Genomic DNA, 14,117 nt, shown 5'->3' on the forward strand with positions numbered 1-14,117 from the left:
TGGGAAAAGATGAAAGGGATATTTCAGTTTAAAACGCTTAAAGCTCGAATTTTAAGTGCATTTCTTCTTTTGTTAGTATTGGTTGTTACTTTCACAACCTATACATACATTTCCAATACTACGATGGAAAAACAAGCAGAAGGTTTAGTAAATGAAGATTTAATTGTCCTAACTGCAAGTAAAGATTTAGCTATGTCTATGAATGTTCGTCTATCCTCAGCTTTAAGCTATGTTGTATCTGGTGACGAAAAGTACATTGAGACTTTTAATCAATATCGTCAAATTGCTGAGGAAAGTAATAGTATTGTGGAAAAATACGAAAACACCCCTGAACGTGCGAAGCTAGTGGAAAAGGCACGCGAATGGAGCAATCGTGTAAATACAGAAGTATTCGATGTTTATAAAAGTGGTGATAAAGATTCCGCATTAAAAAATTTAACGGCTATTAATAATCTTGTAACCGAAGTTCGAATTGGCTATGAAGATTTAGCAAATAAACGCTCAGATGCCATTACTGAGGTAGGAAATGATGTAGTATCCATAAGTTTAAGCAATAAAGCAATTGGGTCCATTTTTAGCCTTATCCTGTTGATGATAGGAATTGGCATTGCCATTGTTACTGCAGGTAAAATATCTAAGCCTATTATTGTTGTTTCAAAACGCATGAGCGAATTGGCGGATGGCAATCTACAACATCAACCATTACCAGTAACACACCGGGATGAAATTGGAAATCTAATGCTTTCTGCCAATGAACTGAATGATAAATTAAAGCAAACAATTAGCTCTATTTATACTGTTTCCGAAACAGTAGCAGCTAGTAGCGAAGAGCTTGCCCAATCTGCTAATGAGGTACAAACTGGTACAGAGCAAATTACTGTTACCATGCAGGAACTTGCCTCTGGCACAGAATCACAAGCATCAACGGCAGGTGATTTAGCTGAATCAATGACTTCTTTCCAACGTAGTATTCATGAAACAACTCAAGAAGGCTTTGAATTAAAAGAGCATTCAGATCATGTACAAAATTTAACAACCTCAGGCAAAGGCTTAATGGTACAATCAACGCAACAAATGGCAGCCATTAATAAGATTGTTTTAGATTCAGTGAAAAAAGTGGAAGGCTTAAACGAGCAGTCTACTGAAATTTCCAAGCTCGTTTCAGTTATTGATGATATTTCAAATCAAACAAATTTACTCGCCTTAAATGCTGCCATCGAAGCGGCACGTGCAGGAGAGCATGGTAAAGGTTTTGCAGTTGTCGCTGATGAAGTTCGCAAGCTTGCGGAACAAGTTCAATTCTCTGTCACTGATATTTCAACAATCGTTAACCGTATTCAAGGTGAAACAGGGAATGTAACAACTGCTTTACAATCTGGCTATGAGGAAGTAAAAAAAGGAACAGTTCAACTAAATCAAACGAACGAAACCTTTGAACAAATCTCAAAAGCTGTCGAGGATATGATTCAAAACATTAATGTCATTTCGGGCAATTTAAATAGACTTGCTCAAAATTCCGAATCCATCAATGCTTCTGTTGATGAAATGGCTTCTATTTCTCAAGAATCTGCTGCTGGCGTAGAACAAACAACAGCAACTGTAGAAGAGACAGCTGCTACTATGGAAGAAATTTCGAAGAGTGCAAATCAGCTCGCTGGTATGGCTGAAGAGTTAAACACACAACTACAGAAATTCAAAATTTAAGTTACACCTCTTGACCCTTTTTGTGACTTGAGTGATTTATGGTGTCCCCGAGTAGTTTTGGTCTCTACCTGAGCAGGTCTTTGGCGTACCTGAGCTATTTTGGTCGCTACCTGAGCTGTTCTTGGTGTACCTGAGCGATTTTAACTGCTACCTGAGCTGTTCTTTGCTGTACCTGAGCAATTTTGGCTGCTACCTGAGCGGTTTTGGTCGCTACCTGAGCAGTTCTTTAGTGTACCCGAGCAGTTTTGGCCGCTACCTGATCAGTTCTTTGGTGTACCTGAGCGGTTCTTTGCTGTACCTGAGCAGTTTTGGCTGCTACCTGAGCAGGTCTTTAGTGTACCCGAGCAGTTTTGGCCGCCACCTGAGCAGGTCTTTGGCGTACCCGAGCGATTTTGGCTGCTACCTGAGCTGTTCTTTAGCGTACCCGAGCGATTTTGGCTGCCACCTGAGCGGTTCTTTGCTGTACCCGAGCAGTTTTGGCTGCTACCTGATCAGTTCTTTAGTGTACCCGAGCAGTTTTGGCCGCTACCTGAGCAGGTCTTTAGTGTACCTGAGCGGTTTTGGCTGCCACCTGAACAGTTAGTGATTCTTTAGTACAACCGCTAGTTCATAGACTATAACTAAAAAAGCTATCTCGACACAACATCCGAGATAGCTTTTCTTTTGGCTAAAAGATGTCACTGCCAATGCCTGATTGGCACTCTTTCAAGCTCATGTCGCTTTATAATAACACTTATTTTCTGATACCATTTCTCACACAACTCCAGTGCTTCTTGATACTCATCCTCTTCTTTTGATATAGGCTTCATGTTATCCATGAAAACATATTCTAAAATTGGGTCAGCTAGATGGTCAGCTACGATTTTTAAGACCAATTGAGACACCGTATTATAATCAGAGTCATCCTCATCTAATTCCTCGTCCTCTAATTCGGGATTTTCCCCCAGTAATGAACCACTTATTAAGTTATTGCTAGTTCTTGCAATAAACGCTTCGTCCTCTACAATAGCAACCTCATATATTTTATTGAATGGGATTTCTCTTTTAATCAATTCCTCATCAAAATCTTCCCTGCTCGCAAGAAAAAGTGTATTCGTAGGTTCGTCTAACAACAAAGCACTTAAGCAATCATTTGATATTACGCAATGTGTATGAGGAATAGCCTTAAGCTCCTCCTCACTAGCGTCTTTCATTTCATTGAACCTGCTTAAAGATAGATTGCGCTCTTTCACATAACGAATACTTCCTGCAATGACTAGCCCCAAAGCAATATAAAAATAAAGTCTACTAAAGATAGCTGTCTCCATAGCATTTGCTAGCAATAAATAGATAACCCCTAGTAAAAAAAGAAAAAAGGTTTTCATCAATATCCCACCCTCAAAAAGATAATCGATAGCAAAATTACATCCATAGTAGTAGAATTTTATTCTAACGATTATCTTTTCATTCTTAAATTACGTGGGAATTGTCTGTATTTTTGATACCTACATCAAACTTTGAAACAGTCTTTTCAAGTTCTTCCGCCATTTTATTTAGCCTTAAAACGGCATGAAGGATATCTTGATTGTAGTTTTCCTGTTCAATTGTTCGACCGACCACACTTTCAGTTGCCTTTGCAGCCTTATTTGCAAGCATCGTCGTTTCCATTACTCCTGCTGTGATTTCCTCCGAGAATGCTGACATTTCTTCTGAAGTTACAGAAACTTGCTTCGTATGAGATACTACGCCCTGAATAGAGTGAAGAATACTTTCAAATGATTTTCCAGCTTCTTCAACAGCTTGGATACCGTCTTCTACATTTTCTGTCACAACATTCATTGTTTGTACTGTTAAACTCGTATCCACATTTATGTTAGAAATCAAATCCGATATGCTATTTGCTGATGTTTCCGATTGCTCTGCTAGCTTTCTTACTTCCTCAGCTACTACAGCGAAGCCCTTTCCAGATTCACCTGCTCTCGCCGCTTCAATCGCAGCATTTAAGGCAAGTAAATTCGTTTGTGAAGCAATGTCACGAATGATATTAATAATAAGTGAAACTTCGTTTGATTGATTCTCGAGTTTTTTAATTGCATTTGCCGATAACTGAACAGATTGATGAATAACATTCATTTGATGAATCACTTTTTCAATGCTACTATTTCCGAGCTCTACGTTTTGTAAGCTAATCGATGATAATTGAGATACATTGGAAGAAGCTTCTGCAATTTGTTGAATGCCCTCTGACATTTGCTCTAATGTAACAGAGCTTTCCTCCGAGCTTTTATACTGTGCATGCGCTCCTGCAGATACTTCCTGAACGGACGCAGAAATCTGACTAATTGCTTCACTTGCCTTCTCGCTACTCTTAGCAACTGAATTGGTCGTGTCAATTAACTGCTTGGACCCAACATTAATGCCAAGAATGATATTTTGTAAATCTAATACCATCTGTTGAAATGCTTGTGTTAGAAGTCCAATTTCATCTTTTCGACCAGTTTCTATCTCGACAGTTAAATCACCATTACCAACTTTTCTCACTTGTGATGTTAATTTTCGTATAGGTTTCGTTAAATAATCTGTGAAGAAATAAACAATGCAGATTCCTACTATTAAGACAATCAGTGTAATAGTAATAATTTTCATTTGATTGGCATCCATGGCTACATAAACTTCTGTGGCATCCAAATCTGCCCCCAATAATCCAATTACTTCTCCCGCCTTATTTTTTATCGGAGCATAAATTGCTAGTATAGCACCATATTGTGCATCATTTGATAACTGAAATTGTACTTTCCCTGTTTCAAATACTTGTTTCATTTTAGGATAGGATTCAGGTGATTCCTCTTTAGCACCAATCGATGATTCCTCACTTGGCGTACTATCTACCATATAGTAGTAATCGTAGTCTTCACCCTTTTTCACACGAGACATCGTATACAAACTAGATACATCATAAAACTCTTTAACAGAGCCTAGCTCTTCTTGTAATTCTTGATAATACCCTTCCTTTTTAGCACCCACTTCTAAATTTTGATACTCTCTATCATCTATCTTAGAGATTGCATGATCAATCATAGGTAAGTTTTGTTGACCAACAGTCTCTTTCACTAAATCTAACGATGAACGATAAATAAAAAAGCTAATTAGAAAACACGAAATAACAAGTAAAATTGAAAAAACCATTAACATTTTAATCTTTAAGCTACTTCTCATCGATGAACTCCCTTTGACTATTTTAATATGCCATTTACTACCATGGTATATTCCCCAAATTTAAGAATATCAGGAGTTTTAAATTTTACAATATTTTTCCTAGTATAATGTTGATATTTTTAAAATATTGGCATTTACTTGCTAAAAAAAGCTAGAACCTATCATTTCTAAGTATCCTTTTTGGCAACAAAAAAACACGAGAACATTGAATTAGCAATGCTCTTGTGTTTCATGTTGTTATCAATTTGAATGTTCCATTAACTCTTCCTTACTACCAACATTGTCTAAAGTCTTGTCTTTTTCAATGTTATGCATATCAAGCACATGTTGTGTTGGCGGTATCAGTAAACTTACAACAACAATTGTAATACCTGTAATGACAACGCCTGAGAAAACAGGTGCTTGCCATAGTTCATTTAATAAACCTAAGAAACCTCCTGATTGGATAGTTAGACTAGGAACATGTGTTAACGAAGTAATAATGTAATAGACTAACCCCACAGAGATACTTGTCCAAACGGCAGGAGTACTTACTCGCTTCCAAAATGGACCTAGCACAATTGGCCAGAAAATTGTTACGAATATAATATCCCACGCTAAATAAGCTAAATCAATGACTTTCTGGAAGCTGACCGCTAGCACTAAACCTAGTAAAGCACTCACAAGAATAATAAGTCTTGAAAATCTTAATAGCTTTTTAGGATCAGGGGTATGATTAATAAAGTCTAAATAAATGTTTTTTGTAACAATACCTGAAGTCGCAACATAACATGCTGCTACAGTAGACATTCCCATCGCTGCCATTGCTGTTAAAAAGATGGCTGCTAATAGCGGTGGGAAATATCCTTGGGCAAAGGCAAGCATTAATGTCTCTGGATTTGTACTATTAGGATAAATCGTTTTGAATGCTTCTCCTAACATACCAGGAATCCAGCTGATAGCAATAATAATTGTCCCAGCTATAATCATACTACGCTGTGCTACTTTTGGACTTTTCGCGGCTGCTACCCTTTGGCCTAAGTCCACTGCCGGAATATCCCCAAGAGCTAATACAAGATAGAGGGTCCAAAATTCTGCCCCAGCTTTATTGAATAATTCACTAATATTCCACCACTCTGGGTTAAAGGTCACATCTGGGTAATAGAATAAGATAAATATTGTAATCCCTACTATACCTGCAACTGCTAGAGCACCTTGAACAATTTCCGTGTAGGCCACCGCCCATAAACCACCGATAACAGAATATAGGGCGGTTAATGACACAAATAGCAATGCCGCAGGAACGAAATCAATTTGTAACAGTTGCTGAATAATATATGTTCCACCAACTGTTAAAGCAGCTGCATTAAAGACACCGAAGGCAATCGCCATCACGACTCCCGTATAAGCACCTAGCTTTTTACTGCCATATCTCAATCCGTAGTAATCTGCGAGGGTCCACCCCTTTAATCTTCGAAGTGGCTTCGTCCAAATGAGTGCCCCCAGAATCATACAAGTTCCTAAACCCCCCATTGTTGCTGACCCTTCAAAGCCTCCACTTGTGTAACCAGAGCCTACTGCTGCAAAAAAGAACGGGGCAGCTAATAATGCAGCAACTAGGCTTCCAGTGACAACAGATAAAGGCATACTCCATCCAGCAACAATTAAATCCTCCGCTGTATTAACTCGTTTGTATCCCTTATAGCCAATGTAATAAATAAATAGTAAGTATAAGCTAAAGATGATTATATTTAACATAGTATTGCTCCTTAGTTTTCTACATTATCCGTTCATAACGACTCCACCATTAGGCGTCAATATTTGACCCGTATAGAAATTCGCATTTTCCGAAGCTAAAAATAGTACACTTTTTGCGATTTCTTCTGGTTGGGCTAATCGTTTTAAAGGATATTTAGCAGACTCTTCCTCTACATAGTTTTCGCCAAATTCCTTAAGAATGTCTGTAAAGGTTCCACTAGGAGCTACTGCATTGACCAATATAGCAGGTGCTAACTCTCGCGCCAAAGCTTTCGTAAATGCATTGATGCCACCCTTTGCCGCAGAGTAATGTGTAAATTCCTCACAACCTAAACTACCAATATCAGAAGAAATATTAATAATCTTTCCTCTGTTTTGTTCTTTCATTCTTTTTGCCGCTTCTCGACAATTGTAGAAACAACCGTATAGATGGACTTTAATCATTTTATCCCACTGTTCATCTGTTAAATCCGTAATGCTTGAAGCCTGGGCAAACCCTGCATTATTAACAAGGATATCAATAGCTCCTAGATGCATATCCATATATTGATACATGTCTTGTACTTGCTGAGAATTGGAGACATCTGCATTGAATTTATAAGCTTGTACGCCAAACTGTTCGGCTTGTACTCGAACTTCTTCTGCTTCCTTATGATCTCCAATATAATTGATTAATATATTGGCTCCTTGCTTAGCAAAGCCTAAAGCAATGGCTTTGCCGATTCCTTTACTCGAACCTGTAATTAGTACATTTTTCCTTTTAAAATTAATTTCCATTATGATCATGCTCCAACTTAAATTTTGCTACAATTTCTTGTAGCTCTTCTGCTGTTTTTCCTAATGAAGTAGATGCCTCTTTCACTTCTTGCATATTTGTTAATTGCTCCTGAGTTGCTGTTGATACATTTGATGAGAATTCAGATGACTGCTCAGCAGATAGCTTAATATTATTGACAGATGCAGCGACTTCCTCCGAGGAAGCAGAGATTTGTTGAGACGCAGCTGAAATTTCACGAATCTGACTTGCAACTTCTTCTGATGAATTAAGAATTTCTTTAAAGATTTCCCCTACTTCATTTGTAAACTCCATACCAGCCTTTACATCTTCTTTACCCTTTTCCATAACAGTGATTGAAGCATTAGAATCTGCTTGGATGGCATTAATCAAATTGTAGATTTCTGTGGCAGATTGTGATGATTGTTCCGCTAATCGTCTAACCTCGTCAGCTACAACAGCGAAGCCTTTCCCATGCTCTCCTGCTCTTGCAGCCTCGATTGCTGCATTCAATGCTAGTAGGTTTGTTTGATCTGCGATTGCTGTAATGAGACTTACAATATCGCTAATTTTTTTCGTATTCACATGTAATCCGTTTATCGTTGTGCCGATTTGTTCAACAGACTCATTAATTAACTCCATTTGTGCAATGACTTGCTGGACAACATGATTTCCACGTTCTGAAGCTTGAGAAGCAGAGATAGATGATTCAGCAGCAGTATTAGCTGAATCAGCAATTTGCTGAATGCCCGTCGCCGTTTCCTCCATTGCAGCCGCTGTCTCCTCAGTCATCACCATCGATGCCTCAGCGTTTTGCGTGATTTGTCTCATATCTTGAGCAATATTTGTTGAACTGCTATAAGTTTCTGCTGCATTAGCAGTTAGCTGACTAGCAGCAGAAGATACATTGTTTGACGTATTTCTAATATTTAAAATGATGTGCTGTAGATTCGAAACCATCGTATTAATGGATTCAGATAAATTGCCGATTTCATCCTTTGTGATTTCTAAATCAACGCTTATTAACTCTCCATTTGCTACTTGGTTTGCAACATTTACTACTTTATTAAGAGGTTTTAATAGACGATCTATAATGATATAAAGTAAAACTAATAATATTAGAATTCCAATAACAGCTATAACAATTTGTTTAATGACACTTGTTTTAATGATGGTATTTATGTAATCAGCGGAATAATCAATGCCTAATAATGCAATGAGTTTACCATTGCCATCTTTAATAGGGCTAAATACTGTTCTCCATGAACCATAAGGATCCTGAAAAATATTAGTTACCTCAGTACTATTATTTTTAATTGCCCGTTTAGCTGTTTCTACATGTTCGTCTGCTAAATCAGTAAAGGTTTCACCAGCTTCATATACATCGTTCAGATTAGATGTGTAGCCTATCGGGTTAACGCCACCTTCATCATTCACATCCCAAATATAGCTCCAACTCATAATTCCTTGTTCTTCTTGAATCATATCGAGTTGTTTTTGAACTTTCTTAAATTCAGCGTTAGTTTCCCCTTTTTCCGTCAATAAATCTTTTATGTCATCACTATCAAGATTCATAGCTGTTAATAAACCGACACTTTTTAACTCTTGTTCTAAATCGACTGCCATTCGATTGTTTAATTCCCTAATACTTTGCGTAGTAATAATAGCAATTAGAAGTAAAACAATAATCGAAACAGTTAGTAAAAGTTTGTTTTTTAATGAAGCATTTTTTAACAACCTCATGGTTATTACTTCCCCTCATTGTGTTTTTGGTAAAAAAATAACCTATTTCAAAAGAAATAGGCATCAGAGAATATAACTAGCAATATATGTACTAAACTAGCACTCTTTTGCAGCACAGCCATCATAGCACCTATTGCCTTAGACCTGTAACTTTGCGTCTCTACTTTTCAGTAGATTTGCCCATCTTTTTTCCTCTTCAAATTAACACAATGGGTAAAAACATTCAATAGCACTAGAATAAAATACACATTATTTATACTACTTTAAAACCATGAAATGATCACTATTACATAATCTTCTCTGCTAGCACATAATCCTCTTCATTAAACAAATAAAAATAGCTACAACGAATTTTTCAAAACGTTGTAGCTATTTGTATGATTTTTAATAATCACTCACCCCTAAGTGATTATTCCTATTTAAGAATACTTACACATTGTTTGTGACAAGTAAGACTGTTGGTATGAAAGATAAAGCAAACATACATAGATACCAAAGTGATGTACGACGCAATGAAAAACGAACTTGTTTTTTTTCTGCATAAAAGATGTCTAATATAATTGCAACAATGAGTGGCGTACTAACACATGCGATAGCAACTAATAAGATGTCAAAATAAGTCATAAAAGCACCCCTCTGTTCGTAAACATTTATTTTTCCCTTTGTGACAACTTTGTGTCAACTAAAGTGTACACAATTCCGCCACATTTTGTCAACTAGTTAAAATATGATTTTTATAGAAATTCACAAACATAAATGAGCTATTTATATAAATCCACTCATTGAAAAAGCAGCTGCAAAATTGCAGCTACTTCGTTAATCATTATTTTAATCTCTATATTTATATGTCAGCCCTCTTAAAAAGTTTCTCACAAAACGATCGCCACATTCCTTATAGTTACGATGACTTGGATTTCTTAAAATGGCCCCTAATTCGCCTTTCGAAACGTTAACGCCTCCATCATATAAAATATCGAGCATCTCCTCACTCGTTAAGGCTAACGCAATCTTTACTTTCTTTAACAGCATATTATTAGGACTTTCTTTTCCAGAAACAGGTAGAGCCCCTTCTGGCTGACCAGGCTTAGGCTTTTGTGGACCTCGTTTTAAGGTAATAAATCCATTTAAAAAAGCCTCTAACATTTTATTATTACATTTGATGTATGCTTCTGGTGCTTCTTCCTCATCATTTACTTTAATCAGCATGTTCAATACTTCTTCCTTCGTAAAGTCCATGCCTCCTAGCTTAAAAATTTCAACCATGTCTGTATTTTTGATATCTAATGCATATCTTAAACGAATTAAAATATCATTGTTCGTCATTTAAAAACCTCCATTTTGACTGTAAAGCGCTTCTAACAATCATATCCTCGAGATTGAAGCATCACTTTATTATAGCAGAGACATTCACAATTTTAGCTAGCTTTCCAAAAGTTACTTTACTAGAATGTGCATTTTACTTTTTTAAATGTATGATTAGCTAACTCTCGACCATTCTAATCACAAGGAGGTGAGAAAAATGGCTAATCGTAGCTCAAACAAACTTCAAGTACCAGGTGTACAAGAAGCTGTTGATCAATTGAAATATGAAATCGCACAAGAATTTAACGTACAGTTAGGGCCAGAAGCTTCTTCTCGCGCCAATGGTTCAGTCGGAGGAGAAATTACCAAACGACTCGTTGAAATGGCTGAAAAACGTTCAAAAGGATTATTATAAAAACAAATGTGCTAAGGAGTTGGAGAGCCCGAGGAGTCGAAGTGATCTCGAGGATGTAGTGCTTTAGACGCTTTCCACAACTTTGAATCTTAAAATTTCCTCTTAAAAAAGAACGAATCCCTTTTAACAGGAATTCGTTCTTTCATGTTTAATTATTTCACCTGGTTGATATGCCTAGTTTGACTTTTTTAGGGTCAGCATCACGATAAAGAACTGCAATAGTATTTATGGGCTTTCCGGAATCCTCTACACAACAAGCGGTTTTTAAAGCATACAATAAAAATCCTTCTGTCTCAGAGGACAAAAGGGCGTGCCAAAGTAAAATTCGCTTAAAAAATATCACGGGGCCCTTCTCAGTCTCTCTGGATCGTATTAAATACCCGTTCGTTCTACATTCTAGATTAAAATGAAATAGCAATGGCTTAATATAGTGGAAATTAACTTGGCATTTCAATAAAATTTTGAGCAAATTGATAAATTAAATGAGCAGGTACTGCCAAGTTAAGATTCTGACCATCATCAAAACCTGCTGTAATCAAACCTACCAATCTCCCATGCATATCCAATAAAGCCAGAACTTCCGTTTGAAATGGCCGCCGTAAATTGAATCATAGACATATTTCGAATATCCCGAAAACCAGAAACAATTCCATCAGAAACAGAGTTAAATAATCCTAGAGGACTGCCAATAGCAACGATTTTCTGACCTCGAACTAATTGACCTTCAACTTTAACGGGTAATGGTTTGCTTATTCTATCCACTTTAAGAATGGCCAAATCATGCATATCATGATATTTCACAAATCGATGTGTTATATATTCGTTCGTATCGTTTTCATATAGCACAGAATAATATTCCCCACCACTCACAACATGCAGGTTTGTTAAAATATAACCATCTTGATGAAGAACGACACCAGAACCAAAGCATAACACCTTGTGATCCGCTCCAAACGTTTTAATCATTACAACAGATGTGGCTAAAGAAGCTAATTGCTCATAGCTACACTCTCCTGTAGTCTTACTCTGAACCGGAAGAATCGTTGTTTGTTGCGGCAGTGTACTCTTCCTAGGCAAAGATTTAGGTATTACTATTTCCTTTTCGTAGAAATCACGACACTTATATAGAGTAGATGACGCTGCTATGTTTGGAAGCAAATTTGGAATGTCTTCTTTAGGATTCATATAACAGATATCACAACCAAGTGTCGATAAGAAATATAAGAATAATAATTCATGTTGAGTAATATTACCAATAAAAACAATTTTCTGCACTGTTTGGTTATTCTCAGAAAAAATTTGAGGTAAATAATAATCCATCCAGTATAAAAATTTTACTGCAAAGTTTTTTAATAAAGTGGCATTGGAATTAGGGTGATTTTCTTCATAAATATGGATGATTTCTTGAAAGCTAAGCTTTTTTGTCCATTCAAGTTGATCTTTCTTTAATCTACTGCATAAAGGTGTCTCATAAAGTAACGGAGGGTTATTAACAACGTCTTGGAAATTTCCCCAAAGTTTCGTTAGTCGGTCTACATCTTCTTTATTGGTAATGACCTCAAGCTTATGTAATCGTAAATAAAGTACACTTTGCTTTTTTGCATAAAAATACTCATCCATTTTTAAAATATCTTCCTTATAAAGATCTACAGAATCAGGTATACCAATATATCGTAGAAAAACAACTTCTTTTGTAAGGGAGCTATTGTATTGAATGTTTTGCATAAACTCCTCAAGAGGATTGTCCGGCTTTTTATATTTAATTTTTAGAGGTCTAGTTGTCACAATCATATCCTTCCATCTCCTATAAGCACGTATATTTGGCTCATCACCAAAACGTTTGGTGATGAGCCGTATATTTATATATTTTGGCACTTATATACAATTCGCTTATATTCCTCTAAATCCTTTTTTCATCAATTTTGTGTTTTTAATATTTAGTCTGTAAACAATTTCTCCATCTATCACTCAGCCATCTGCTTAAAGCCTCATATAAATGCTTTGCCACATTATTATCTGGTTCAAAGCTAAGTTAAGTTTCTCCTCAACTCATAAAAAAAAGAGAAGTCAACACCCCAAGAGTAGTTGACTTCTTAAACGTTTAGCTATTTTTTTAAATGAGGTGCTGGCTCATGGGAACTTTAAACGGAAAAAATAAGTACAATTGAGTGGATGTGATTCATTTCCCTTCAGCATTCTTTTCAAAGTTATCAAGCAATGTACGTACTTCATCTGTTGATTTCGTGTTCATCAATTGATTTCTTAATTCTCCTGCTCCACGGAATCCTTTGACATAAATTTTGAAAAAGCGATGAAGCCCTGTGATGGAACGTGGTAGTGCTTCCGCATATTGATCTTGAAGATCAAGCTGCAGTCTTAAAAGATCAAGGTACTCTTTACTGCTATGCTCTTTTGGCTCTTTTTCAAAAGCAAAAGGATTTTTAAAAATACCTCGCCCGATCATAACGCCATCAATACCATATTGATCAGCAAGCTGCAGCCCAGTTTGACGGTCAGGAATGTCTCCATTGATTGTTAGTAGCGTATTTGGGGCGATTTGGTCACGTAATTTTTTGATTTCCGGAATAAGCTCCCAATGCGCATCTACTTGGCTCATTTCCTTTCTGGTACGTAAATGAATAGAAAGATTTGCAATATCCTGTTTTAAAATATGCGATAGCCACTCCCCCCACTCATTTACGTCGTTATAGCCAAGTCGTGTTTTTACGCTGACAGGTAATCCGCCCGCTTTTGCTGCTTGAATAAGTTCTGCCGCAACGTCTGGACGCAGAATAAGGCCACTGCCTTTCCCTCTCGATGCCACATTCGGTACAGGGCAGCCCATATTAATATCGATGCCTTTAAACCCCAGCTCTGCCATACCAATACTCATTTGACGAAAATATTCTGGATTATCTCCCCAAATATGTGCCACCATTGGCTGTTCATCTTCTGTAAAAATCAAACGCCCACGCACACTTTTCATGCCCTCTGGATGACAATAGCTATCCGAATTTGTAAACTCTGTGAAAAATACATCCGGTCGACCGGCTTCACTTACTACGTGACGAAAAACAACATCTGTCACATCTTCCATTGGTGCAAGTACAAAAAATGGTCGTGGTAAATCACGCCAAAAATTATCTATCATTTCAAACTCAAATCCTCTCACTATGGTTACACCTTCAACTCTCGGTCAAAAATATAAAGCTAAATGTTCCACTTCGTCAACACTTATATCATGCT

The 14,117-nt window shown here is 36.9% G+C and carries 11 protein-coding genes and 1 riboswitch; of the genes, 2 read left to right on the plus strand and 9 right to left on the minus strand.

Features of this window, described 5'->3' with window-relative positions:
• Positions 1–9: 9 nt before the first annotated feature.
• Positions 10–1,704: a methyl-accepting chemotaxis protein gene (locus ACIQXF_RS10950; protein WP_402782743.1), complete on the plus strand. Its 1,695-nt coding sequence runs from the start codon at positions 10–12 to the stop codon at positions 1,702–1,704.
• A gap of 677 nt (positions 1,705–2,381) precedes the next feature.
• Here ACIQXF_RS10950 and ACIQXF_RS10955 read toward each other — a convergent pair.
• The 7 genes from ACIQXF_RS10955 to ACIQXF_RS10985 all read right to left on the minus strand — a co-directional run bounded on the left by ACIQXF_RS10955 (position 2,382) and on the right by ACIQXF_RS10985 (position 10,477).
• Positions 2,382–3,068 carry a hypothetical protein gene (locus ACIQXF_RS10955; RefSeq protein ID WP_402782744.1) on the minus strand — a complete coding sequence of 229 codons (687 nt, stop codon included), beginning with the start codon at positions 3,066–3,068 and terminating at the stop codon, positions 2,382–2,384.
• An 85-nt stretch (positions 3,069–3,153) separates the two neighbouring features.
• The gene (locus tag ACIQXF_RS10960; RefSeq protein WP_402782745.1) at positions 3,154–4,899 is read right to left on the minus strand and encodes a methyl-accepting chemotaxis protein; all 1,746 of its coding nucleotides are present in this window, start codon (positions 4,897–4,899) and stop codon (positions 3,154–3,156) included.
• 240 nt (positions 4,900–5,139) lie between these two features.
• Entirely contained in the window at positions 5,140–6,636 is a 1,497-nt protein-coding gene (locus tag ACIQXF_RS10965) for a sodium:solute symporter family protein (protein WP_402782746.1), read from the minus strand.
• 24 nt (positions 6,637–6,660) lie between these two features.
• On the minus strand, positions 6,661–7,413 hold the full coding sequence (locus ACIQXF_RS10970) for an SDR family NAD(P)-dependent oxidoreductase (protein ID WP_402782747.1): 753 nt from the start codon (positions 7,411–7,413) through the stop codon (positions 6,661–6,663).
• Positions 7,403–9,154, minus strand: a complete 1,752-nt coding sequence (locus ACIQXF_RS10975; protein ID WP_402782748.1) for a methyl-accepting chemotaxis protein — start codon at positions 9,152–9,154, stop codon at positions 7,403–7,405. The genes ACIQXF_RS10970 and ACIQXF_RS10975 overlap by 11 nt, the downstream gene beginning before the upstream one ends.
• 105 nt (positions 9,155–9,259) lie before the next feature.
• Positions 9,260–9,345, minus strand: a riboswitch (cyclic di-GMP riboswitch).
• 238 nt (positions 9,346–9,583) lie between these two features.
• A complete protein-coding gene (locus ACIQXF_RS10980) occupies positions 9,584–9,778 on the minus strand; it encodes a hypothetical protein (protein WP_402782749.1) in 195 nt (64 codons plus the stop codon).
• Positions 9,779–9,982: 204 nt separating this feature from the next.
• Complete coding sequence (locus ACIQXF_RS10985; RefSeq protein ID WP_402782750.1) at positions 9,983–10,477, minus strand: YehS family protein; 495 nt, start codon at positions 10,475–10,477, stop codon at positions 9,983–9,985.
• A 196-nt stretch (positions 10,478–10,673) separates the two neighbouring features.
• Here ACIQXF_RS10985 and ACIQXF_RS10990 point away from each other — a divergent pair, with 196 nt between their 5' ends.
• Complete coding sequence (locus tag ACIQXF_RS10990; protein WP_285399819.1) at positions 10,674–10,871, plus strand: alpha/beta-type small acid-soluble spore protein; 198 nt, start codon at positions 10,674–10,676, stop codon at positions 10,869–10,871.
• A 519-nt stretch (positions 10,872–11,390) separates the two neighbouring features.
• Here ACIQXF_RS10990 and ACIQXF_RS10995 read toward each other — a convergent pair.
• Together ACIQXF_RS10995 and ACIQXF_RS11000 are read right to left on the minus strand one after the other, a co-directional pair.
• A complete protein-coding gene (locus tag ACIQXF_RS10995; protein WP_402782751.1) occupies positions 11,391–12,662 on the minus strand; it encodes a YceG family protein in 1,272 nt (423 codons plus the stop codon).
• A 388-nt stretch (positions 12,663–13,050) separates the two neighbouring features.
• Complete coding sequence (locus tag ACIQXF_RS11000; protein WP_402782753.1) at positions 13,051–14,022, minus strand: tRNA dihydrouridine synthase; 972 nt, start codon at positions 14,020–14,022, stop codon at positions 13,051–13,053.
• Between the last annotated feature and the right edge of the window lie 95 nt (positions 14,023–14,117).

Source organism: Lysinibacillus sp. NPDC097231 (assembly GCF_044761885.1).
GTDB lineage: Bacteria > Bacillota > Bacilli > Bacillales_A > Planococcaceae > Lysinibacillus.

What these genes read in the sequence shown, in the direction of transcription:
- ACIQXF_RS10990 (WP_285399819.1), top strand. Translation starts at nt 10,674, where the DNA reads ATGGCTAATCGTAGCTCAAACAAACTTCAAGTACCAGGTGTACAAGAA.
- ACIQXF_RS10955 (WP_402782744.1), bottom strand. Translation starts at nt 3,068, where the DNA reads ATGAAAACCTTTTTTCTTTTTTTACTAGGGGTTATCTATTTATTGCTA.
- ACIQXF_RS10950 (WP_402782743.1), top strand. Translation starts at nt 10, where the DNA reads ATGAAAGGGATATTTCAGTTTAAAACGCTTAAAGCTCGAATTTTAAGT.
- ACIQXF_RS11000 (WP_402782753.1), bottom strand. Translation starts at nt 14,022, where the DNA reads ATGATAGATAATTTTTGGCGTGATTTACCACGACCATTTTTTGTACTT.
- ACIQXF_RS10970 (WP_402782747.1), bottom strand. Translation starts at nt 7,413, where the DNA reads ATGGAAATTAATTTTAAAAGGAAAAATGTACTAATTACAGGTTCGAGT.
- ACIQXF_RS10975 (WP_402782748.1), bottom strand. Translation starts at nt 9,154, where the DNA reads ATGAGGTTGTTAAAAAATGCTTCATTAAAAAACAAACTTTTACTAACT.
- ACIQXF_RS10980 (WP_402782749.1), bottom strand. Translation starts at nt 9,778, where the DNA reads ATGACTTATTTTGACATCTTATTAGTTGCTATCGCATGTGTTAGTACG.
- ACIQXF_RS10960 (WP_402782745.1), bottom strand. Translation starts at nt 4,899, where the DNA reads ATGAGAAGTAGCTTAAAGATTAAAATGTTAATGGTTTTTTCAATTTTA.
- ACIQXF_RS10985 (WP_402782750.1), bottom strand. Translation starts at nt 10,477, where the DNA reads ATGACGAACAATGATATTTTAATTCGTTTAAGATATGCATTAGATATC.
- ACIQXF_RS10995 (WP_402782751.1), bottom strand. Translation starts at nt 12,662, where the DNA reads ATGATTGTGACAACTAGACCTCTAAAAATTAAATATAAAAAGCCGGAC.
- ACIQXF_RS10965 (WP_402782746.1), bottom strand. Translation starts at nt 6,636, where the DNA reads ATGTTAAATATAATCATCTTTAGCTTATACTTACTATTTATTTATTAC.